The following is a 22,513-nucleotide window of genomic DNA, read 5'->3' on the forward strand; positions in this document are numbered from 1 at the left end:
GGCGGGTATGCGTATAATCGCGCACTTTATGAGCAAGAAGCGCGCTATGCAGCTGGTTCGAGGCCTTCACAATTTGCGGCCCCAGCATCGGGGCTGCGTCGCCACCATCGGTAATTTCGACGGCGTCCATCGTGGCCATCAGGCCATCTTGGGGCGTTTGCGTGAGCGTGCAGCCGAGTTGGCGTTACCCAGCTGCGTGGTGATTTTCGAGCCCCAACCGAGGGAGTTTTTCACCCCGGACAGCGCTCCGGCCCGGCTGACCCGTTTGCGCGACAAGCTCGCGCTGTTTGCCGCCGAGGGCGTGGATCTGGTGTTGTGCCTGAGCTTCAATCGCCGGTTTCGCGAGCTCAGCGCCAGTGAATTCGTGCAGCGGGTACTGGTGGATGGCCTGCAGGTACGTCATCTAGAGGTGGGCGACGACTTCCGCTTTGGCTGTGACCGTGCCGGGGACTTCAGCTTTCTGGCTCAAGCCGGAGCGCGCGAGGGATTCAGCGTGGAGGCTGCGACGACGGTTGAACTCAACGGTATTCGGGTCAGCAGCACCGGCGTGCGGGAGGCGCTGGCGGCAGGCGATTTCAGCCTGGCAGAGCATCTGCTCGGTCGGCCCTTCCAGATCGCCGGGCGCGTGTTGCACGGGCAGAAACTGGGCCGGCAGTTGAATGCGCCAACGGCCAACGTGCAGCTAAAGCGGCGCCGTGTACCGCTGACTGGGGTTTACCTCGTCAGCACGGAGATAGATGGTCAACCCTGGCCGGGTGTCGCCAATATAGGTGTGCGTCCGAGTGTGGCAGGCGATGGCCGAGCCCATCTCGAAGTGCATCTCCTTGATTTTGCCGGTGATCTGTATGGCCGGCGTTTAACGGTGGCCTTCCACCACAAGCTGCGCGATGAGCAGCGTTTCGCCTCGCTTGAGGCACTGAAGACGGCGATTGCTGCCGATATTGCCGCCGCCCGTGCCCACTGGCGCACTGAATAATTAGTGCCATCCGCTTAGAAGAGCCTGACATGACCGACTACAAAGCCACGCTAAACCTGCCTGATACCCAGTTCCCGATGAAGGCCGGCTTGCCGCAACGCGAACCGCAGATTCTGCAGCGTTGGAACGAAATCGGTCTGTATAAGAAGCTGCGTGAGCAGGGCGAAGGCCGGCCGAAATTCATTCTGCACGATGGTCCGCCCTATGCGAACGGCAGCATCCATATCGGCCATGCGGTCAACAAGATTCTCAAGGACATCATCACCCGTTCGAAAACCCTGGCCGGCTTCGACGCACCTTACGTGCCGGGTTGGGATTGCCACGGGTTGCCGATTGAGCACAAGGTCGAAACCACCTTTGGCAAGAACCAGCCCTCCGACCTGACGCGCGAGCGTTGCCGCGCCTATGCCGGCGAGCAGATCGAAGGGCAGAAGGCTGATTTCGTCCGCCTGGGCGTGCTTGGCGATTGGGATAACCCCTATAAAACCATGGCGTTTGCCAACGAGGCCGGCGAAATTCGCGTACTGGCCGAGATGGTCAAGCAGGGTTTCGTATTCAAGGGCCTGAAGCCGGTCAACTGGTGCTTCGACTGCGGCTCGGCGCTGGCCGAGGCCGAGGTCGAGTACCAGGACAAGAAATCCGATGCCATCGATGTCGCCTTCCTGGTCGAAGATGCCGACAAGCTGGCCGCCGCGTTCGGCCTGCCGAGCCTGAGCAAGCCTGCCAGTATCGTCATCTGGACCACCACGCCCTGGACGATCCCGGCCAACCAGGCGCTTAACGTTCATCCTGAGTTCAATTACGCCCTGGTCGATACCGGCGACAAACTGCTGGTGTTGGCTGAAGAACTGGTCGAAAGCAGCCTGGCGCGCTATGACCTGCAGGGCGAAGTGGTTGCTCGCGCCAAAGGCGAGGCGTTGGAGCTGATCCGCTTCCGCCACCCGCTCTACGAGCGTTTCGCCCCTGTCTACCTGGCCGACTATGTCGAGCTGGGCGCTGGTACCGGTATCGTTCATTCGGCTCCGGCCTATGGCGAGGACGACTTCCGTTCGTGCAAAGGCTATGGCATGAGCAATGACGACATTCTCAGCCCGGTGCAGAGCAATGGCGTGTATGTCGAGTCGCTGCCCCTGTTCGGTGGCCAATTCATCTGGAAGGCCAATCCGAATATCGTCGCCAAGCTGCAGGAGGTTGGTGCGCTGCTCAAGCATGAAGCGATCCAGCACAGCTACATGCACTGCTGGCGGCATAAAACTCCGCTGATCTACCGCGCAACGGCGCAGTGGTTTGTTGGCATGGACACGCAGCCGAATGACGGCGAGACCCTGCGCGATCGCGCCCTGGCAGCCATCGAGCAAACCGAGTTCGTACCCGCCTGGGGTAAGGCACGTCTGCACGGCATGATCGCGGGCCGTCCGGATTGGTGCATTTCGCGTCAGCGCAACTGGGGTGTGCCCATCCCGTTTTTCCTGCACAAGGAAAGCGGCGAGCTGCATCCGCGCACGGCAGAATTGATGGAAGCGGTAGCCCAGCGCGTCGAAGAAGCGGGGATCGAAGCCTGGTTCAAACTGGATGCAGCCGAGCTGCTGGGTGACGAAGCGGCACAATACGACAAGATCAGCGACACCCTCGACGTCTGGTTCGATTCCGGCACCACCCATTGGCACGTGCTGCGCGGCTCTCATCCGCTCGGCCACCGCACAGGACCGCGTGCCGATCTGTATCTGGAAGGCTCCGACCAGCACCGCGGCTGGTTCCATTCCTCCTTGCTCACCGGCGCCGCCATTGATGGCCATGCCCCGTACAAGGAGCTGCTGACCCATGGCTTCGTGGTCGATGAGAACGGCCGCAAGATGTCCAAATCCCTGGGTAACGTGGTTGCTCCGCAGGAGGTCAACGACAGCCTGGGCGCCGATATCCTGCGTTTGTGGGTGTCGTCCACCGACTATTCCGGCGAGATGGCCGTGTCCAAGGTCATCCTGCAGCGCAGCGCCGACTCCTACCGGCGTATTCGCAATACCGCGCGCTTCCTGCTTTCCAACCTCAGCGGCTTCGACCCTGCGCAGCACTTGCTGGCGGCCGAAGATATGCTCGCCCTTGATCGTTGGGCGGTGGATCGCGCCCTGCTGCTGCAGCGTGAAATCGAAGAAGCCTACGACAGCTACCGCTTCTGGAACGTTTATCAGAAGGTGCATAACTTCTGCGTGCAGGAACTGGGTGGCTTCTACCTCGACATCATCAAGGATCGGCAGTACACCACTGCAGCCGACAGCGTGGCGCGTCGCTCATGCCAGACCGCGTTGTTTCACATCGCCGAAGCCTTGGTGCGCTGGATCGCCCCGGTACTGGCGTTTACCGCGGACGAATTGTGGCACTACCTGCCGGGCGAGCGTAACGAGTCGGTGATGCTCAATGGCTGGTATCAGGGCCTGAGCGAGTTGCCGGAGGATTTCGAGCTGAGCCGCGAGTTCTGGGAACGGGTGATGGCGGTCAAGGTCGCGGTCAACAAGGAGATGGAAAACCTGCGCGCAGCCAAGGCCATCGGCGGCAACCTGCAGGCCGAGGTGACGGTGTATGCCGAAGACGGCCTAATCGCCGATTTGAACAAGCTCGGCAACGAGCTGCGCTTCGTCCTGATCACCTCCACCGCGAGCCTTGCGCCGCTCGCCGCTGCGCCTGCCGATGCAGTCGTTACCGAAGTCGCTGGCTTGAAATTGAAAGTGTCGAAGTCTGCCCACATCAAATGCGCACGTTGCTGGCACCACCGCGAGGACGTCGGCGTGAATCCGGCGCACCCGGAAATCTGCGGCCGTTGTGTGGACAATATCGAAGGTGACGGCGAGGTTCGCCACTATGCGTAATCAGTGGCAAGTCACCCCGGCTGCCGGCAGCGGTCAGGTTCTGGCAGGGGCGCTTGGCTTATGAGCACCCGATTCGGAAAGCTGCCTTGGCTGTGGTTGAGCCTGTTGGTGTTTGTGGTCGATCAGGCCAGCAAATACTATTTCGATAACAGCCTGAGCATGTACCAGCAGATCGTGGTGATCCCCGAGTATTTCAGCTGGACCCTGGCCTACAACACAGGTGCGGCGTTCAGCTTTCTGGCGGGCGAGTCGGGTTGGCAGCGCTGGTTCTTCGCCGCGATTGCCGTGGTTGTCAGTGTGGTACTGGTGGTGTGGCTCAAGCGTCTGAAGCGCGAGGAAACCTGGCTGGCATTGGCGCTGGCGTTGGTGCTGGGCGGTGCGCTGGGGAATCTGGTCGACCGCGTGGTGTTTGGCCATGTCGTCGATTTCATTCTGGTGCACTGGCAGCATCGTTCGTACTTCCCTGCGTTCAACGTTGCCGACATGGCGATTACCTGTGGTGCCATCCTGTTGGCACTGGACATGTTCAAAAGCGATAAATCCCGAGAGCCCGCCCATGACTGACCCTCTCATCCAAGAACAGCGTATCGGCCCGGACAAGCAAGTAACGCTGCATTTCGCCCTCAAGCTGGAAAACGGCGATGTGGTGGACAGCACCTTCGACAAGCAGCCAGCCACCTTCAAGGTGGGTGATGGCAACCTGTTGCCAGGTTTCGAACAAGCCATCTATGGCCTCAAGGCGGGCGATAAGCGCTGTTTGTCGATCACGCCGGAGCAGGGATTTGGCCAGGGCAATCCGCAGAACATTCAGGTTATGCCGCGTAGTCAGTTTCAAGACATGGAGTTGTCGGAAGGGTTGCTGGTCATCTTCAACGACGCCGCCAACGCCGAGCTACCGGGTGTGGTCAAAAGCTTCGACGACAGTCAGGTTACCGTTGACTTCAATCATCCATTGGCTGGGAAAGCGCTGAGCTTCGACGTGGAAATTATCGACGTCAAAGCGCTCTGATCGGCGCAGTATTCTTGTAGGGTGGGTTAGGCGCTTACGCTGAGCGTGGATGGATTGAAACAGCGTGTTCGGAGCGCAGTAACCCACCATTGCTCGCATGTTGAGCCCCGTGCTGCAGTGTTAGGGCATTAATCTCGCTCTTACTGGCATGTACCGCAGTCTGCCGCCAAAATCCAACGGCCATTTCATTTAAGCACGCCGAGAGATCCGCCATGCATATCAAACTCGCCAATCCCCGTGGCTTCTGTGCCGGTGTCGACCGCGCGATAGAGATTGTGAATCGCGCACTGGAGGTTTTCGGCCCACCGATCTACGTACGCCATGAAGTGGTGCACAACAAGTTCGTGGTCGAAGACCTGCGCGCGCGTGGTGCGATTTTTGTCGAGGAGCTGGACCAGATTCCCGATGATGTAATCGTGATTTTCAGCGCCCACGGAGTTTCTCAGGCGGTGCGCACTGAAGCGGAACGGCGGGGGCTGAAAATTTTTGATGCAACCTGCCCACTAGTGACGAAGGTCCATATGGAGGTGGTCCGCTACAGTCGGGAAGGGCGCGAGTGCATCCTCATCGGCCACGCCGGCCACCCTGAAGTCGAGGGCACGATGGGGCAGTATGACGCTAGCAACGGCGGCGCCATCTACCTTGTCGAGGACGAAGCAGATGTGCAAAAGCTCCAGGTGCGAAACCCCGAGGCCCTTGCGTTTGTTACCCAAACTACGCTGTCGATGGATGACACCAGCAAGGTCATCGACGCCCTGCGCGCCAAATTCCCTGCCATCGGCGGCCCGCGCAAGGACGATATCTGCTACGCCACCCAGAACCGTCAGGATGCCGTGAAACAACTTGCTGCTGAATGCGATGTGCTACTGGTGGTCGGCAGCCCCAACAGCTCCAACTCCAACCGCCTGCGTGAACTGGCAGAGCGTATGGGTACCCCAGCGTACTTGATTGATGGGGCAGAGGATCTCAAACAGGAATGGTTCAACGGCGTGAACGGCATAGGCATCACCGCCGGCGCTTCAGCGCCGGAGGTGTTGGTGCGGGGTGTGGTTGAACAACTCCAACTCTGGGGCGCTGAAGGTGAGAGTGAACTGGCGGGGCGCGCAGAAAACGTGACGTTTTCTATGCCAAGAGAGTTGAGAGTAATTGCTCGGCAAGAATAACTTGCGACTTGGCTCGGAGCTGAAGGCTATATCTCAGCTTTCAATTTTTACCAACAAGTGGCTGCAGTACCTGTTCCTCCGCTAATCCCCTTAACGCCACGACTGTTTAAGGTAAGGCTAGCGCAGACTGTATCTGCACCCTGGGAGCCCTGAGGCGCGGCTGTTAACACTACGCAAGCAGTTATAGGTATCCCTGCTGCGCAAACGTCTGCGGTTATTAGATACCGTCCGTCTTCAGATGGAGCTGCAGCGTTTGCCGCCACTCCCGCATACCCTATACCACCAACCCCCAAGTTGCGCGTGTATGCTTGATTCTGCGAATAGAAGCGTTCTTGCATCTGCATCGCCTCCAGCAGCTTAGCCTGCCCTTCGCTACGGCCACTTTTCAATAAATACTGCTGATAGTTTGGTATTGCAATCGCTGCCAAAATAGCAAGTATGACCACTGCGATCATCAGCTCTATCAGAGTAAAGCCATTTTGACGGGGCATTAATTTTCTCTCCAGTAGGTGGACTTAAGACCTCCCGCATTGGGGTCACAAAATAGGGAAGTTGGTTTACAGGTTAGAGGCGGTTTGATTCCGTCATCTTCTCCGCCTTCACAACCCTCAGCACCACATAGTAACCCAGGACGACCGTCCTCACGAAGTACCACCGCGGGTTGAGGTGGTATCCCACCATGCTTAAGGTCAATGCCGCGCTTATCAGTAGTCACGCCGTTGATAGTTTCAGTAAAGATCGACGTTGCATCCGTTAGGTTAAGCGCATAGAACCTACCGCGGCCGACATCAGGCCCGCAGGTCGTTACTTGCTGTCCGCTAGGGCGGAAAGTAGAGAAAAGCACTGCTCCTCGGAAGCTGATAGAACTTGAAAGTACCTTCTCCCCAATGGGAAAACGTATGAACCAACCTTTACTGTTATTAAGTGCCGTTAGGTCTGGGACATAGCTGTTGCCGGGGCTAAGTTGAGCATAAAGCTCATTGATCTCACTGCGTAACGTAGGGATTCGGTTCATTGCCGCCTGTCGTTGCGCATCAATCAAGTAGTTATACACATCAAACGAGCTAAGTGGAGGTACTTCATCCGCTGCCGTTGCAGCAGCTAGCTGCGCAGCTGTCAAAGCAGGTTCTGTACCGTTGTAATTTGCTTCACTCATGGCGGTAAGTTCTGCAAGCTGACTTGCAGCAAGGCCACTTAGCGCCAACTGCTCTGCCTGCAGGGCGTTGAGTCGAGCAACCTCACTATTCAGTGGTGTACTAGCGGCAACACTGTCGATCTGCGCCTGTCTAATATCCGCCTCTACAGACAGTATTTCGCTATTAGTAGTTGGGGTTGTGGAGTTTTGATCAAGACTGGGAATAAGGTCGCTGATGTTCGTCTTTAAATTAGCCAAGTTCGTTATTTCGGCGCTTACGTCAGCATTGTCATCCGCTTCCAGCGTCTGAAAAATTTCCTTTTGTAGTGCCAAAACTTGGCTCAGCTTATTATTTAAAGCGTCCTGATTGTCAATCAATTCTTGACGTTGGATATATGCAGAGGAGGCCTCGTGATTGGCAATTGCATTTGCCAGGTTTCCTTCCAGTGATGTCGTGTCAGGTTGGTTGTTTGCACGCGCTGTTTTCAGCGCCTCCTCAGCAGCAACGACCGCTTGGTATTCATTGTCCGGTGTTGTTTTAAGTACTTGCAGGTTAAGCTGAAGTTGGCCCCAGTCGGCGCGGCTACTATTGCTTAGTTGATCTGCCAAAAAGCTTTCTGCATTGGATGGTGAGCTTGACGCCGTTAGGGTTTTTAAAGTTTTTAGGCCGTCAAGAGTCTCAATGATCAAGTTGCTTAACTGAGTTCTAGCATCCATTTCGGTCGCATGTTGAACAATAAAGGGGTCGTTCTTTATAATGGCTTCAATGGCTGACTGCTTTGCATTTATCTCATTGTTTGTTTGTAGCAGGGCTTCTTGCTTGGCAATATAACCAATGCTGAATTGGTAGCTTGAAAAAGTATCTCGCGCGGCCGTTTCGGCAGCGGTTAAAGAAGCAATCTCAGCACGCTTTGCATTAATACGATTTTGTATATCCGTTGCCGTGGTACCGCTAGGGTCAATGCTGCTGACATCAACCATATTTGCTTCTGTTATCGTTTCGTAAGTTGCTGGTTTGCTTGCTACGTGTGTATCTCGAATCACATAAAAACGATCAATTGTGTCTTCGTTTAGTGGATGTCCGCGATAGCCGGACCCGATAGCGATCGTGTAAAAAGGCGGCTTTCCACGTTCCCTGATCAGTGCAACGTCAGGCGCATTGTAGAATCGGCGGTTATCTAGCGCTGTGGTACCGCCAAAGTTGGCCACTCGGCCACCAGTGGCAAAATTACTTGCAGTGGTGCTAAGCGGGTTTAAGTCGAAACGGAATATTTGTCCCCGAGTATCGGCTGCAAAGATGGTATCAATTAGTCCATCACCTGTTATATCGACTAGAGTCGGGTCGGCCGGCATGCTGTTGGTCATGCTGGTTATACGCAAATCTGCCGGAGAAGTTTCTCCGGATATAGGATCCGGGCCAGCCATCCATAGGCGTTCCCCTGTGTTTGCATCTGCTATGTAGAGCGCATTGCCATAGCTGTCGTTGTTTGGTGTGTTTGGCGTGTCATCGTCTTGGTTTGGATCATAGCCGCCGGTGAAAACCAGCACGTCGCGCGCACTGCCATTCCATTTGATTTTGCTGACCTTGGGTGTGGACCATGTTTGCCCCAAGCGCTGATAGGCCGTGCCGGGAGTGCCGCCAGCTATTGCCCATTTTAATTTTGGTTGAATGGTAGAGGGCTCACCACTGCTTGATGGGCTTACGTCAAGAGCATAATAGTTGCGCCCGCCGCGACCCATCCCGGCATATAGTATGACCTGCGAAACCGGACGTACCTTAGTGGTCGCATTGGGAGTGCCGTAGCTGACCTTGAGGCCAAATTGACCATCTATACCGTATTTTTTGTTTGCGCTACCTTTAGGGTTGTCATAATACGCCTTTAAATTCGGAAGCAGCTCCTTCGGAATATAAACGAATAGCTCGTTACCTGTTTCTGGGTCAATAGCGGCAATATGACCTTCGTTGGTGCCGTAAAATAGAACTAGCTTATCTTGGCTGTTGCCTGCGTCAACACGGGCCAAGTCCTCGTCACTAATATATGCGACAACTTTAGGGGCGTTGTGCAATACGTCTGCCACTTGTAGGCGTGCTGGAGAACCGGAAACACTTGGGTCGCTACCTCGAGCCCAACTGATTAATTTTGTTTTGTAATCATCCGACATTGACGCATCGCCCAATAACGCCTTCGTAATATTAGTGGTGTTAAGTGCATTTGAGCTTGAGGTAAGGTTGATAGTACCCGTGGCGCTGGGGCCTGCTAGTGGTGTGGTACCGGTGTATGTGTACATTTTTCTGCTGCTGGGGCTTATGATTTTACTTGCAGCGCCACCACTTTCTGCATTTTTACCATCAGCAGAAGGGCTCCAGAAGCTCTGAGCTGTATCTTTGAAAAAACCAGTTTCCGAATCTACAGCGTTCCTACCATTAACATCGGTAATGATGAGGTTGCCAGAGGTAGTATCTGTAGCAGCTTTATATTTTTTGATATTCCCGACCCAGCGTGCACCTTCGGCGGGTCTGAAAAGAGCGTAGTAAAGATCGTTGCGATAGCCGAAGTTACTATATGCGCTCACTGAAACAGTAGGGGTGGTAAAGGATGTATTTTCTGCAAGGATATCTACAACAATGCTTTTTAAGGCGCTAACTAAACCTGATGTATCACCTGTTGTGAAAAATTTACCACCGCCATAATTCGCAGTATCCTGAAGTAATTGGGAATTACCGATATTCCCGAAACCAACAGTGTATGTGTTGATTGACTGCTTTCCGGCTGCAGGAGAGTTGTCTTGATTGGCAAGATACTCCGACAGCCCAGGCATCCAACAGCCGTCAGCGGGCACGCCGTCGGTTGGATAGTTACGGTTGCACGAAGTATATTGTGTATTTTTGTCAGCAACTAATGCTTGAACTGCCGCATTGCTGTCTATGTCACCGTTTGGTAGTCCGTCAGTCAAAACAATAATATTTGATTTTTGACAGGAGTTTTCAATTGGTGATTTATAGCTGCTGCCAGCGAAGGCGCCGCTGTTGCTTCGCCAAGGGTTGACAGTTATCGCACCTGTGCCATCTTCAATCCTGCCGCGTGTGTTGTTGCCATAGCGTGGCGCTTCTCCGCGTAGATACAGTGCCGCCTCATGATAGCTTTCAAGTAGGGGCGTGCCGCCGGCCGCATAGTAACTGCGTAGTTGCGATTTAAAAGTAGTCGCTACATTGGCAGCCTGTCCGATGGGAACATTTATGAATCCCCCGTAGCTGTTGGAGTCAAATCTAGCGAGGCCAATATTAGAGTCATTTGATACAGCAAGCTCATCTACAAGTTGAGTGACAACCTGCTTGACTACTTCCATGCGCGTCAGTGTGCCGTCATTTCTGCGATCATTAGGGAGTCTAGTATTCGTGCACCAGTTTTGTGGTGTTGATCCATAGTTGTTTGGTACCACTAGTGCTCGACAGTTGGTGCCGGGTACACCACTCAACATCGAGCCTGATGTGTCAATAACGAAGAGAATATTCGGGCGAACACGTTGATCCGCCGGGAGCTCGCGTGTCAAATAGATTTCGGTGTCATCGGCAAATAGCAGGCCGCTTTGTAGCGAAAGGAATAGGTAACTGAAGGCAAAAAAACTGGTTGCCGTGTTGGTCTTGTTAATCATCATTCTGTCCTCGGGTCACTGCAATAGTAGGCGGGTAGCAATTGCGGGTTTTCTGCTATTGAAGAAAACCATTCCCTGCCAGTCAATTTTTAGTGCCAGCTTTTCTAGATCGGTGCGTCTACCGTTTAAGAAGATTTCCGTATGCCTGTCCACTTCTATGCGAACGGGTGAGCATGTTTCACATGCTGTAGCCAATAAATAACCTTGTATATCGTCTGATTCTGGGGAGGTTTCCAAATTGAGTACGATATCCGCAAACTCTATATATTTAATATTCTCTTCGGATGCGGTTGCGGCGGTTGCTACCATGCTAAACATCAAGGCAAGAAATACTCTTCCAAAACTAATCATTATCTATCCTCGCGTTATCTAGGAGTGGACATTACTAAGCCACTTACCTGTTCTGAGAATGCACCGCTGGTTAGCGTTGAGCGGGCGGTAAGCTCAAACTGCTCACAGCTGAATTTCTCTGCCGAAGTACCCTCGCCAAAAAGCAAGCAATCAACGCTGCCTAATGAATTTACTCTGCTTGTTTGTGTTAGGTTGGACGTGGCAATCTGTGGATTAAGAGCTAGTGCTGCGCGGCGTTCAGGAAAGCGCGGAAGGGCTTCTATTGACTTGGCTTTGGCGTTTAATAGTGGTTGCCTATTTACAATATTCAAATTCATATTGCGTAGCTGCCCCTTCAGCTCACTTTGAGCTAGCTGGAAAGATGAGCCCCTGAACTGACTGTTACTCGCCATGTGCTCGCTTGTTGTTGAAAGCCTCACAGCTGTTATCCCTGCGACTGTTAGTATCAACAGAAATACCAGGGCTACAATCAGCGTTGCGCCGCGTTGCATTTTTTTCGGGTGGGCTGTGCTTGGCATGGGGCCTCAGTAAACATTTTTCAGTTGAATCGTTGTTGTGAATATCTGCCTGGATCGCAGGTCGTTAGCGGCCGGCATTATGGGGGGGGCGTCTAGCAGGTAATAACCTCGTTGCGGTGGGGCGGGAGTAACCGCATCAATACTGTTGGCTAGTACGGCTATTCTCACAGCAATCACATCCTTCCATTTGTTCTGTAGTTCAACTTTATCTGCTGAAATAAAGCTGCCAACGCTCAATGGGTCTGCATTGGAGGCAACGCCGTAAAGCACTTGCAGTGATTCAACTCCATCAATAAGGCGTTGGTTTTGTACAATCCAGGTGCTATCGCTCCTGTTGTAAGAACTACAGCCGAGGGATGGCTGAGGGTTGTCACCATCTGCGGGGATAATAAAGTACGAGTTGATAACGATCTTGTTGACTGGAACTATTCCTCCAGCACAGTCGCGTAGATTGCCGTCAATCAATATTGCCGGTTCGGCACTAAAGCTCACACGATCAGAAGCGCCCGCGGCGCCATTAACTGTGCATGGGTTGCTAGCGCTTGAACCTTTCCCGCAATTAATTGGTTCTACCGGAAAGGGTCGGCTTTCTGTCGACCCTGGAGATAAATAGCCGGCCTGGCGAGCGGTGCTTGCGATGAACTCCAAGGCGAAGCGTCCATTTTCCTGAAGCTTGCTCATCGCGTCGTTGGTTGCGAAGGTCTGTCTGCTGGACAGGAAAACTTGGCTGACCCCAAGAAGGAGGATCAGGCCTATGGCCATTGCGACTAGCAATTCGATGATGCTGAAGCCTTTTTGCTGTCTATCCATCACCGCTGCACCTCCAGGCGATTGGAAAGGTTTTCTCCCGCGCCCACGCCTGCTGCAGATCTTGAAGCAGTACTTAGCCAGTTAGTGGTAATGCTTAAGCGGGTTCCTGAAACTTGTAGCGCTAAGGGCGGCGTTGCCCCTGCCGGTCGTGTAAGAAAGTCTCGGCTGTTATAACGGCCATTGGCAGCAGTAGGATTTGCTTGGTAGACAGCTGTACCACTGTATGCACATTGCGCCTCCCATAGATCGAAGGCCGCCATTTGGGCAGCATTGCAATCTGCAGCATTAACTTTGTTTGCGCTGATGGGATCAAAATAATCCGCGCACATACGAGCAGGTAGCGTAGCGCAGTTGGTGGCTACGGCCGTGTAGACCGCATCACCGGCCTCAGCGTTGGAGCGCATCCGCTCTGCAAGTTCTTGGCTGATCCACACAGCTTGGGAGCGTTGGCTACTATCAGCGGTGCTTTGTAAAGCGTTTAGCTGGAGGCCGGCAAAGCCAAGCAGGCCGACCACAAATATTAGTAACGTGATCAATACTTCGATCAAGGATGAACCTTTACTGTAGTGATCGAACTTAGCAATCATCATCGGGCTTTACCTTGGTGATTGTGGTTTTTCCTAGGCCATTCAGGGTGACGCAACGAGCACTGCTACTTGTCGCGTTTAGGCGAGAGGAGCTTACTTTGAAAGGGGCAGCGGCGCCTGGAGCGAGCAGGGTGCCGTCACGGCGAAAAGTCAGGCGGTTGCCGCTCTGTAAATAGGTTGAGGTAACGGTTACATCGGTAGCTTTGGGTTGGTAAATCGTCAAGACGTCAGCGTGGCCGCAATTGGTAATACTTACGGGGCCGGTACACCAACCGTTGCCCCATCCTGTGGGTGCATTCGTCCAAGGAATTACAACGATATTCGTATTGCGTTTGCTAGCTTCACTGCGGGCTGCCGCTAAGGAATTGATCAGCTCACTGGCTTGCGCAGACACGCGTTGATTTACAAGAAATTGCCTCATGTTAGGAATTGCTATTCCCATCAATATCGCCAGTAGCGTCAATGTGATCAGAAGCTCTATGAGGGTGAAGCCATTTTTTCTATACATCCACGGACCCCTTATGCCTGGCGGTTACCATAAGACGGTGACTAGCCTAGGACAATGTCAGGGAGATGGTCGGCTTTACTCTGGGGGCGGACGGTTGGCGCTGGCTACGATCTTGGCTTTGCCAAGGCGACTGATGGCCAGCTGTGCTGTTAAATTTCCGTTTTGAAGATAAAAGGTGCCATTGCTAACGAAGGTTATTCCTTGACGATTGAAGTGTAAGCTGTTTTGGGTTCCCATTCCGCGCCAGGTAATTTGCGTGCGGGTATGATTTTGATAGGTTTTCAAAATCTCGTCGTCTTGATCAAGGCGGCGGTTGCCGTTGTTGTCAGTAAATATGCTGAGCGATTGTTGCCAGTCACTTGAGCACTCTCCTGCTGGGTTGAGCGGGCAGAGGGAAATTCGAGTCTGCCTTGTTAAAGCGCTCTGCCTCGCTAGTTGCGTCAGGTGGTGGAGGTCTTGACTCGTATTGGTTAATTGCGTTCGGCGATACAACGCATCCAGCGAGGCTGAGCCCGCGTAGGCAAGGACGCCTAGAATGCTTACACAGGTCAGAAGCTCAACAAGACTGGCTCCGGCGGTATTTTCCTTATTCATTTTTGTTCCCCTATCCATGGGCGCCGTTTTATTAAAGATGGTTTTTTAGAGGTTGCCAGTTTGAATCACGCTGAGAAAATTCTCGTTGTTGGTGGCGGTGTTATTGGGTTGCTGTCGGCTGGGGCACTACATAGTGCAACGCGGGCTGTAGACGTGCTTGAGAGCAGCGTGCTTGGCGTCGAATCCTCCTGGGCCGGCGGCGGCATTATTTCGCCGTTGTATCCCTGGCGGTACAGCCCGGCGGTGACGGCGTTGGCGCATTGGTCGCAGGATTTTTATCCTCGGTTAGGCGAGCAGTTGTTTGCTCAGACGGGGATCGATCCTGAGGTTCAGGCCACTGGCTTGTATTGGCTGGACCTTAAGGACGAGGCCGACGCGTTGGCCTGGGCTGCGCGTGAGGGGCGGTCGCTGCGGTCTGTTGAGATGGCCGCGGTGCACCAGGCTGTTCCGGCACTGGCGCGTGGGTTTGAGCGGGCGGTTCAGATGGCGGATGTCGCCAATGTGCGCAACCCTCGGCTAGTCAAAGCGCTCCGCGCAGCCTTACAGCAGATGCCCAACGTCACGCTGCACGAGCAGTGTGCGGTGACCGGTTTCATACGAGATGGCGAGCGGGTAGTGGGGGTTCGTACTGCCGAGGGCGATATGCGCGCGGACCGGGTTGTGGTCGCCGCAGGTGCCTGGAGCGGCGAGTTAATGAAGACCCTGGGTCTTGAGCTGCCTGTCGTGCCGGTCAAAGGCCAGATGATTCTCTATAAGTGTGCCGAGGACTTTCTGCCGTCGATGGTTCTGGCCAAGGGTCGTTATGCGATCCCGCGGCGCGATGGCCATATTCTGATTGGTAGCACGCTCGAACATGCCGGTTTCGATAAGACTCCTACCGATGAGGCGCTGCAAAGTCTCAAGGCGTCCGCGGTGGAGCTGCTGCCGGCATTGGCGGAGGCCGAGGTCGTCGGGCACTGGGCGGGTTTGCGTCCTGGGTCGCCCGAGGGCATTCCGTTTATCGGCCCGGTTCCTGGGCACGAAGGCTTGTGGTTGAACTGCGGCCACTACCGGAACGGTTTGGTGCTGGCCCCGGCGTCTTGCCAGTTGCTTGCGGATTTGCTGCTAGAGCGCGAGCCGATTATTGATCCTGCGCCCTATGCACCGGCCGGCCGCCTGGGTTAACAGGCGCGCCTGCAATTCGATCCGTCTAAATCCTATCGTCCCCTGCAGCCCCTGCAATGCCGGCCATCTCGGCTGTGAGCAAGGCATCATTTCTTGGGCTGCATCAGCCGCTTCACCATCCCTTCGGCCTTGATGCTGTCAAAGGCTGTACGGGTTTGGGTGACCAACTCCTCCTCGGTCGTTGGGCTATAAGCCATGTAAAGCCCGGTGGTCAGCGCATCAAGGGTGTGGACTTTCTCCAGGCTGGCGAAGTCGATCTTGGCATCCTCGCTCAGGGTCTGGGCGTCGCGCTCCGGCATCGGGATCAACTGAACCTGCTGGTTGAGCAGCATGCGGAAGATATCGCGGTTCTGCGCCGCAACCACCACCTTGTTGAAGCCCTGTTTTTCCAGGTAGTGATGACGTACATCGTCGCGTACCACGCCTACGCTGTAGCGCCGTGCATCTGCGAGGCCCTGCACCTGGATGTCCTCGTGCTCGCGCAGTTTGTAGAGGTGATACTCGATGCGTTCAATTTCCCCCACCCACTTGAACAGACGCTCCCGGGCCGGGGTGCGCGCGATCAGATAGATCAGTACGTTGGGCTCTTGAAGCGCCATGTCGTACGCCCGTGCCCAGGGGTACAGAATCATGCGGTAGTCGCTAAGCCCCGCGCGTTGCAGGGTGGCTTCGACCACCGCACTTGCCGGGCCGGCCACCTTGCCGTTTTCCAGATAGCTGTATGAGGTGTCCTCGGTCACCACCTTGATGGTTTCGGCGAGACTACCGGTGCTGGCCAGTAGCAGAAGTGCAACGCAGAGCGACTGGCGAAAGTTCATGACAGGCCTCGGTCGAAGTTGATCAATCGGCGATTCGGTTGCGCCCAAGACTCTTGGCGCGGTACAGCGCCTGGTCGGCACGCTGCAGTAACTGGTCGAAACTGGCTATCGTTGCCGACTCGTATTGGGCGACGCCAATGCTCAGCGTGACGTGCTCGGCTGCTTGCGATGAGCGATGCGGTACGGCGTGCGCGGCCATTGCCTGACGCAGTCGTTCCGCTGCTTTGTGGGCTTGCCCGGCGTCGGAGCCTGGCAGCAGCACAGCGAATTCTTCCCCGCCGATGCGTGCCGACAACTCACCTGCCCGGGCGAAGACCTGCTTCAAGGTGCTGGCAACTGTCTGCAGGCACTCGTCACCCAGCGCGTGACCGTAGGTGTCGTTATACAGCTTGAAGAAGTCGACATCGCACATCAGCACCGACAGCGGTTGGCCCAGACGTTGCGCACGACGAAATTCGATTTCCTTGAGTTCATCGAAGTGCCGGCGATTCGCCAAGCCGGTCAGCGGGTCGCTGCGCGACAGTTCTTCAAGGCGACTGTTGGCTTCGCGCAATTCGACCGTACGCTCTTCCACCAATTCGGCCAGGCGGTCGCGGTGGGCGGCCAGGTCCAGTTCATCCTGTTTCTGCCGCTCTAGGTAGGCGGAGAGTTTGTCCTGCAAGTCGTTAACCCCGGCTTCGAGCAAGCTCAGCTCGTCGCGGCGCGTTGTGGCGCGTTCCAGACGCAACGTCTGGCGAAGATTGGCTGGCGACAGCTGGCTGAGGTGGCGGGCGATGGCTTGCACATGCACCGTGACCGAGCTGTTGAACATCCACATGATCAAGCCCGCCAGCAGCAGTGACTGGATGATCTGGGTCACGACGATACTCGCCACTTCACCGGCCAGCCGTTGCCAGAGCACCCGCTCATCGCCCATCAAGGTCAGTTTGCCGACGACTTCGCTTGCGCCGGCATAGGGCTCATACACCAGCTCTCGCTGCAGCGACGGCGCGAGGGTTGAACTGGCCTGGTCGCCGCGGTGCTGTTCAAGCACTTCAGGTTCGCGGCCGGCCCGCAGGATGCGCAGCTCCACCTGGCCTACGGGCGCGACCTGAGACACGCTGTCCAGCTGGGTCTGCAAGGACTCACGGTCCATTTCCCAGATCGCCTTGGACAGGGTGCGCTGGAACACTTGATCGATCAGCGTGAGCTCACCGGTCATGGTCGCAAGGTTGGCGTTCCAGGCTGACCAGGTGCGCACCGCCACGGTAAACAGGGTAAAGATCAGGCAGAACAGCAGTGTCGCAATCACCAGCCGACGGCCCAGCGAACCGGCGTTGGCGCTTGCTGGCGGCGTTGCGGCCACAGGTTCGGTCTGGGAGGTTTCGATCACGCTACAACCATTTTTTCGCGATGGCATCGTAAGTGCCATTGCTGCGGATGGCGGCCAGGCCTTTACGGAAACGCTCGACCACGGCATTCGACGTCTTTGGGCCGAAGGCCATGTTCAGGCCGGAGCCGCCATTGCCGCCTAGCTCCGGCAGGCTAAGCGCGGACACCAGCATTTTTGCCGGGTCCTCACCCGCCTGACGCACCAGATAGGATGCATTGAGCTCGTTCGAGACCCAGAGATCGACGCGCCTGAATTTGAGTTTTTCGTAGTTGTGTTCGTACTTGTTGCTCGACTGCAGGTTCTTGCCGATGGCGAAGCCGTTGGCAATCAGGTATTGCTCACCAGCATCCTCCTTGACGGTGGCGATCTGATATTGGCGCGCCTGGTCAAGATCGGTCAGTTGAATGGTGCGCTCGGCAAGCGAATACAGGTGCCAGTTGGTGGGAGCGATCACGCCGACCCACTTGAACAGGTTTTCCCGCTGGGGTGTACGGATGATCGAATAGATCAGTACGTTTTCCGAGTTTAGCGCGGTGTCGTAGGCACGGGCCCAGGGCATCGACTGGATGTCGGCGTCGACGTCGATTTCCTCAAGCACCGCCCGCACAACCTCTGTGCTCATACCTGTGAGCTGCCCGTCGAGGGTCATGTTATAGGGCGGCAACTCTTCGGTGACGATACGAATCTTGTCGGTTGCGCCGGCCAGCGGAGCGAATGCGGCCAACACACTGAATACCAGGCTGGCGAGGCGGCTGGACAGGGGCTTTGTCATAGGCAACGACCTCGGATGCGGCGAAAAGCGATTTCGTCAGTTGCCATCATATTGCCATCTCCTGGCGGGCTTTAGATAGACAGCTTTATTCCGACCCTACGTCAGAACGCCTGAGTTGGGTAGCCGTATAGGGAAAAGCGCCAAGTAGTCCCATGGCGGATCGATTGCGCGGCATGCTTCAGGGCGCAAGCTGAATGCCGGTCAACCAAGGTTTTTATAGTCACCTGTGGTGCATTTGGCCAACTGCCGGCGGCACCTGTCGTCGGCAGCGGCGGGCCTGGCGCTAAACCAGCCGCGCGTCGAGGCTGTTTTGGGCCAGGCGAGTCGCCTGTTGTTCGGTCATGCCAAGGCTTGTCTGCAGCGCCACGAAGTTTTCCGTTACGTAGCCGCCGAAGTAGGCGGGGTCGTCGGAGTTAACCGTTACCTTCACGCCGCGCTCGAGCATCTGCAGGATATTGTGCTGGCGCATGTCGTCGAACACGCACAGCTTGGTATTGGACAGTGGGCACACGGTCAGCGGGATCTGCTCGTCGATGATGCGCTGCATCAGTCGCTCATCTTCAATCGCCCGCACGCCATGGTCGATCCGTTCGACCTTCAACAGGTCCAGGGCCTGCCAGATATAGTCGGGTGGGCCTTCTTCGCCGGCATGGGCGACGGTCAGCAGGCCTTCGCTGCGCGCCTTGTCGAACACCCGCTGAAACTTGCTCGGCGGGTGGCCCATTTCCGAGCTGTCCAGGCCGACGGCGATAAACGCGTCGCGAAACGGCATGGCTTGTTTCAGGGTATTAAAGGCTTCCTCTTCGGACAGGTGGCGCAGAAAACTGAGGATCAGGCCGTGGCGGATGCCCAGCTGTTTCTCGCCATCGACCAGCGCCTGCTTGATGCCACGCAGTACTATTTCAAAGGGAATGCCGCGGTCGGTGTGGGTCTGCGGATCGAAGAACGGCTCGGTGTGGATGACATTCTGCGCCTTGCATTTGAGCAGGTAGGCCCAGGTCAGGTCGTAGAAATCCTGCTCGGTGCGCAGCACGTCCGCACCGGCGTAATAAAGGTCGAGAAATTCCTGCAGGTTGTTGAATGCGTAGGCGCTGCGCAGCGTTTCGACGTCATTCCAGGGCAGGGCAATCTTGTTGCGCTCGGCCAGGGCGAACAGCAATTCGGGTTCCAACGAGCCTTCCAGGTGCAGGTGCAGTTCGGCCTTGGGCAGGGCGTTGAGCCAGTCGTACATGATGGGGCCTCGTTATTCGTCGTGGTCGGGAGGAGTTTAACTGCGTAGTCAGTCGTCGGGTGGATGACGTTTCACCCATCCACCTGCGCTAGGCACAGTCGTGGACGATAAAAGCGTCGTCCACCCTACGGCTTGCTCAGTCCCCGATCAGCTCTCGAGCCGCCTGGCGGTGGTCGGCGATCAGTTGCGCCACATCGAGCCCCTCGATCTGGCCGTCGATGACGCGCCACCGGCCGCCGATCATCATCCGGTCGGCGCGGTCGGCGCCGCACAGCAGCAGGGCGGATACCGGATCATGGCTGCCGGAGAAACGCAGTTCGTCGAGCTTGAACAGCGCCAGGTCGGCCTGCTTGCCCACCGCCAGTTCGCCGATATCGCTGCGCCCGAGCAGCTGAGCGGAGCCCTTGCTGGCCCAGCCCAACACCAGTTCCGGGGTGATCTTCTCGGCGCCGTAACGCAGGCGCTGGATATACAGAGCCTGACGCGTTTCGAGAATCATGTTGGATGCGTCATTGGATGCCGAGCCATCCACGCCGAGGCCGATCGGCGCGCCAGCCGCCAGCAGATCCAGGGTCGGGCAGATGCCCGAAGCCAGACGCATGTTCGAGCTTGGACAGTGGCAGATGCCGGTGCCGGCCTGGCCCAGGCGGGCGATTTCGTCCGGGTTGAAATGAATGCCATGGGCCAGCCAGGTGCGCGGGCCGAGCCAGCCGACGCTGTCGAGGTAGTCCACGGTGCGCAGACCGAAGCGCTGCAGGCAGAAGTCCTCTTCATCCAGGGTTTCCGCCAGGTGAGTGTGCAGGCGCACGTCGAGCTTTTCCGCAAGGGCGGCACTGTCGCGCATGATTTCCTGGGTCACCGAAAACGGCGAGCAGGGTGCCAGGGCGATCTGGATCTGTGCACCGTCGCCGCGCTCGTGGTACTGCTCGATCAGGCGTTGGCTGTCGGCCAGAATCACCTCGCCCTGCTGCACCGTTTGTTGCGGCGGCAGGCCGCCCTCTGCCTCGCCCAGGCTCATTGAGCCGCGCGTGAGCATGGCGCGCATGCCCAGTTCGCGCACCGCCTCGACCTGCACATCGATGGCGTTTTCCAGGCCGCCGGGAAACAGGTAATGGTGATCCGCCGCCGTGCTGCAGCCGGACAGCAGCAGCTCGGACAGCGCCACCTTGCTCGCCAGCGCGAGCTTCTCGGGCGTCAGCCGCGCCCATACCGGGTACAGGGTTTTCAGCCACGGAAACAGCGGCTGGTTGACCACCGGTGCCCAGGCGCGGGTCAGGGTCTGATAGAAGTGATGATGGGTGTTGATGAGGCCCGGCAGCAGCACATGCTCGCGGGCGTCGAATACCTGGTCGCAGGGGCGGGAAGGTTGCTGGCCGGCGCCGAGCAGTTCGGCGATCACGCCATTGTCGATCACCAGGCCGCCAGCGGCGTCTAGGTTGTTGGCGGTAAAAATCGCGAGAGGGTTCTTGATCCAGATACGGGTAGCTGCCATTGAGCAGGCTCCTCTGAGGTTGAGTTCAGGTTAGCCAGCTCAGTGTTGACCCTGTCTGCTGATCCAGGTGCGTCGAATGACGTGGGGCGACCATACCCTGCTCGGTCAGCGACCGCAATCCGTCTCGCGCGGGTCGGCGCGCTTAAGTCACCAGGGAATGGAGCGGCCCTGATAGTCGATGAAATGATGACCGCCACGCCCGGCATACTGCTCGATCTGCCGTACCAGGCCCTCGCAGCTTTCGCTGATTTCCAGCGTTGCGCCTGCGCCGCCCATGTCGGTCTTGACCCAGCCGGGGTGCAGAGAAAGCACCGTCGGCCGCGGCTCGGCCAGGTTGCAGACAAAGCTGTTGGTCAGGGAATTGAGGGCGGCCTTGCTCGCCTTGTACAGCGCCAGGTTATTGCCCTCCGGGTTGCTCACGCTGCCCAGCACCGAGCTCATGAACGCCAGCACGCCACTGCCATGGCGGACCTGGGCGACCAAGCGCTCGGCCAGGCGAATCGGCGCCGCGACATTGGTCATGAACAACTGGGCCAGCTCCTCGGCCGTGGCCGCGCTGGCGGACTGATGGTCTGGCCCGAGAATCCCTGCGTTGATCAGCAGCACGTCGAACACCTGACCCTGCAAACGCTCCGCCAGTGCATCCAGCCCGCCGCGTTCATCGATATCGAGGGTTTCGATGCGCACGCCGGGCAATGCCTGCAAGGCTTGCGCTCGGCTGGGGTCACGCACCGTGGCCGTTACCTGCCAACCCTCGCTGTGCAGCCGGCGCACCATGCCCAGGCCAAGCCCGCGGGATGCGCCGATGATCAATGCCGTTCGAGTGGAAGTCATGGGGTCGCTCCTGGGTTGAAGGCGTATCAGCATACCGGGCCGCGCACGGTTCGGCTTATGTACGCGTGCGATAGGCGGGCTAGAGCGGCCGCAGTTGTTCGCGCCCGCGGCTGATATCGGCCAGCGCGCGTTGCAGTTCGGTCAGTCGCTGCGCTGGCACCGCCAGCTGCAACTCGGCGCCTGTGCCGTCGTAGGTCTCGTGCTCCAGCAGCGTTTCAAGTTCCGCCAGGCGCGCCTTGAACAGCGGCAATTCGGCGAACAGGCAGTGGCAGGCGTAACGGCCGCGCGCCACCAGCTCGAGGCGTTCGCCGCCTTGCAGGCATTTGCTGGCGCTGCCGCCATAGGCGCGGGCCAGGCCGCCTGTACCGAGCGGGATGCCGCCGTACCAGCGGATGACCAGCACGGCGACCTGGTCGCAATCCTGCCCCTCGATGGCCGCAAGTATCGGCCGGCCGGCGGTGCCGCCCGGTTCGCCATCGTCGCTGAAACGGTATTGATTGCCGACCTTCCAGGCCCAGCAATTGTGCGTGGCGGCGGCGTCGCTGTGGCGGGCAATAAATGCCTGGGCTTCGGCTGCATCGCTAATCGGCGCAGCCAGGGCAAGGAAGCGGCTCTTGCGGATTTCTTCGCGGTAATCGCAGGGGCCGAGCAGGGTGGCAGGCAT

The 22,513-nt window shown here is 56.9% G+C and carries 21 protein-coding genes; 6 read left to right on the top strand and 15 right to left on the bottom strand.

Going from position 1 to position 22,513, the window contains the following annotated elements:
- Positions 1–46 precede the first annotated feature (46 nt).
- From ribF to ispH, 5 genes are all read left to right on the top strand, one after another.
- Positions 47–976 carry a bifunctional riboflavin kinase/FAD synthetase gene (ribF, locus tag ACX0MV_RS18910; RefSeq protein ID WP_458984042.1) on the top strand — a complete coding sequence of 310 codons (930 nt, stop codon included), beginning with the start codon at positions 47–49 and terminating at the stop codon, positions 974–976.
- Positions 977–1,005: 29 nt separating this feature from the next.
- Positions 1,006–3,837: an isoleucine--tRNA ligase gene (gene ileS / locus ACX0MV_RS18915; protein WP_458984043.1), complete on the top strand. Its 2,832-nt coding sequence runs from the start codon at positions 1,006–1,008 to the stop codon at positions 3,835–3,837.
- A 60-nt stretch (positions 3,838–3,897) separates the two neighbouring features.
- Positions 3,898–4,401: a signal peptidase II gene (gene lspA, locus ACX0MV_RS18920; protein ID WP_458984044.1), complete on the top strand. Its 504-nt coding sequence runs from the start codon at positions 3,898–3,900 to the stop codon at positions 4,399–4,401.
- A complete protein-coding gene (gene fkpB, locus ACX0MV_RS18925) occupies positions 4,394–4,846 on the top strand; it encodes an FKBP-type peptidyl-prolyl cis-trans isomerase (protein ID WP_458984045.1) in 453 nt (150 codons plus the stop codon). The genes lspA and fkpB overlap by 8 nt, the downstream gene beginning before the upstream one ends.
- Before the next feature lie 212 nt (positions 4,847–5,058).
- On the top strand, positions 5,059–6,009 hold the full coding sequence (gene ispH / locus ACX0MV_RS18930; RefSeq protein WP_458984046.1) for a 4-hydroxy-3-methylbut-2-enyl diphosphate reductase: 951 nt from the start codon (positions 5,059–5,061) through the stop codon (positions 6,007–6,009).
- Positions 6,010–6,056: 47 nt separating this feature from the next.
- On the opposite strand, the gene ACX0MV_RS18935 is transcribed toward ispH, so the two are convergent.
- From ACX0MV_RS18935 to ACX0MV_RS18970, 8 genes are all read right to left on the bottom strand, one after another.
- A complete protein-coding gene (locus tag ACX0MV_RS18935; RefSeq protein WP_458984047.1) occupies positions 6,057–6,500 on the bottom strand; it encodes a type IV pilin protein in 444 nt (147 codons plus the stop codon).
- Entirely contained in the window at positions 6,500–10,798 is a 4,299-nt protein-coding gene (locus ACX0MV_RS18940; protein ID WP_458984048.1) for a PilC/PilY family type IV pilus protein, read from the bottom strand. Before ACX0MV_RS18940 ends, ACX0MV_RS18935 begins: the two co-directional genes overlap by 1 nt.
- A gap of 15 nt (positions 10,799–10,813) precedes the next feature.
- Positions 10,814–11,149: a hypothetical protein gene (locus tag ACX0MV_RS18945; RefSeq protein WP_458984049.1), complete on the bottom strand. Its 336-nt coding sequence runs from the start codon at positions 11,147–11,149 to the stop codon at positions 10,814–10,816.
- Positions 11,150–11,163: 14 nt separating this feature from the next.
- The gene (locus ACX0MV_RS18950; protein WP_458984050.1) at positions 11,164–11,667 is read right to left on the bottom strand and encodes a pilus assembly PilX family protein; all 504 of its coding nucleotides are present in this window, start codon (positions 11,665–11,667) and stop codon (positions 11,164–11,166) included.
- Between the two features lie 6 nt (positions 11,668–11,673).
- On the bottom strand, positions 11,674–12,477 hold the full coding sequence (locus ACX0MV_RS18955; protein ID WP_458984051.1) for a PilW family protein: 804 nt from the start codon (positions 12,475–12,477) through the stop codon (positions 11,674–11,676).
- Positions 12,477–13,067, bottom strand: coding sequence for a type IV pilus modification protein PilV (gene pilV, locus ACX0MV_RS18960; protein WP_458984052.1), 591 nt, complete (start codon positions 13,065–13,067; stop codon positions 12,477–12,479). The genes ACX0MV_RS18955 and pilV overlap by 1 nt, the downstream gene beginning before the upstream one ends.
- Positions 13,054–13,572, bottom strand: coding sequence for a GspH/FimT family pseudopilin (locus ACX0MV_RS18965; RefSeq protein ID WP_458984053.1), 519 nt, complete (start codon positions 13,570–13,572; stop codon positions 13,054–13,056). The genes pilV and ACX0MV_RS18965 overlap by 14 nt, the downstream gene beginning before the upstream one ends.
- Positions 13,573–13,647: 75 nt before the next feature.
- The gene (locus ACX0MV_RS18970; RefSeq protein WP_458984054.1) at positions 13,648–14,166 is read right to left on the bottom strand and encodes a GspH/FimT family pseudopilin; all 519 of its coding nucleotides are present in this window, start codon (positions 14,164–14,166) and stop codon (positions 13,648–13,650) included.
- 60 nt (positions 14,167–14,226) lie between these two features.
- Between ACX0MV_RS18970 and thiO the strand changes: the two genes are divergently transcribed.
- On the top strand, positions 14,227–15,330 hold the full coding sequence (gene thiO / locus ACX0MV_RS18975; RefSeq protein WP_458984055.1) for a glycine oxidase ThiO: 1,104 nt from the start codon (positions 14,227–14,229) through the stop codon (positions 15,328–15,330).
- An 86-nt stretch (positions 15,331–15,416) separates the two neighbouring features.
- Here thiO and ACX0MV_RS18980 read toward each other — a convergent pair whose 3' ends face one another.
- The 7 genes from ACX0MV_RS18980 to ACX0MV_RS19010 all read right to left on the bottom strand — a co-directional run bounded on the left by ACX0MV_RS18980 (position 15,417) and on the right by ACX0MV_RS19010 (position 22,513).
- Positions 15,417–16,148: a substrate-binding periplasmic protein gene (locus ACX0MV_RS18980; protein ID WP_458984056.1), complete on the bottom strand. Its 732-nt coding sequence runs from the start codon at positions 16,146–16,148 to the stop codon at positions 15,417–15,419.
- Positions 16,149–16,170: 22 nt separating this feature from the next.
- The gene (locus tag ACX0MV_RS18985) at positions 16,171–17,517 is read right to left on the bottom strand and encodes a GGDEF domain-containing protein (RefSeq protein ID WP_458984226.1); all 1,347 of its coding nucleotides are present in this window, start codon (positions 17,515–17,517) and stop codon (positions 16,171–16,173) included.
- A gap of 4 nt (positions 17,518–17,521) precedes the next feature.
- A complete protein-coding gene (locus tag ACX0MV_RS18990; RefSeq protein ID WP_458984057.1) occupies positions 17,522–18,292 on the bottom strand; it encodes a substrate-binding periplasmic protein in 771 nt (256 codons plus the stop codon).
- Positions 18,293–18,575: 283 nt separating this feature from the next.
- Positions 18,576–19,523 carry an adenosine deaminase gene (locus ACX0MV_RS18995; RefSeq protein ID WP_458984058.1) on the bottom strand — a complete coding sequence of 316 codons (948 nt, stop codon included), beginning with the start codon at positions 19,521–19,523 and terminating at the stop codon, positions 18,576–18,578.
- A gap of 136 nt (positions 19,524–19,659) precedes the next feature.
- Positions 19,660–21,015, bottom strand: coding sequence for an 8-oxoguanine deaminase (locus tag ACX0MV_RS19000; protein ID WP_458984059.1), 1,356 nt, complete (start codon positions 21,013–21,015; stop codon positions 19,660–19,662).
- A 147-nt stretch (positions 21,016–21,162) separates the two neighbouring features.
- A complete protein-coding gene (locus ACX0MV_RS19005) occupies positions 21,163–21,849 on the bottom strand; it encodes an SDR family oxidoreductase (RefSeq protein WP_458984060.1) in 687 nt (228 codons plus the stop codon).
- 79 nt (positions 21,850–21,928) lie between these two features.
- Positions 21,929–22,513: an IMPACT family protein gene (locus ACX0MV_RS19010; protein ID WP_458984061.1), complete on the bottom strand. Its 585-nt coding sequence runs from the start codon at positions 22,511–22,513 to the stop codon at positions 21,929–21,931.

This window comes from Pseudomonas cistanchae (assembly GCF_054483635.1).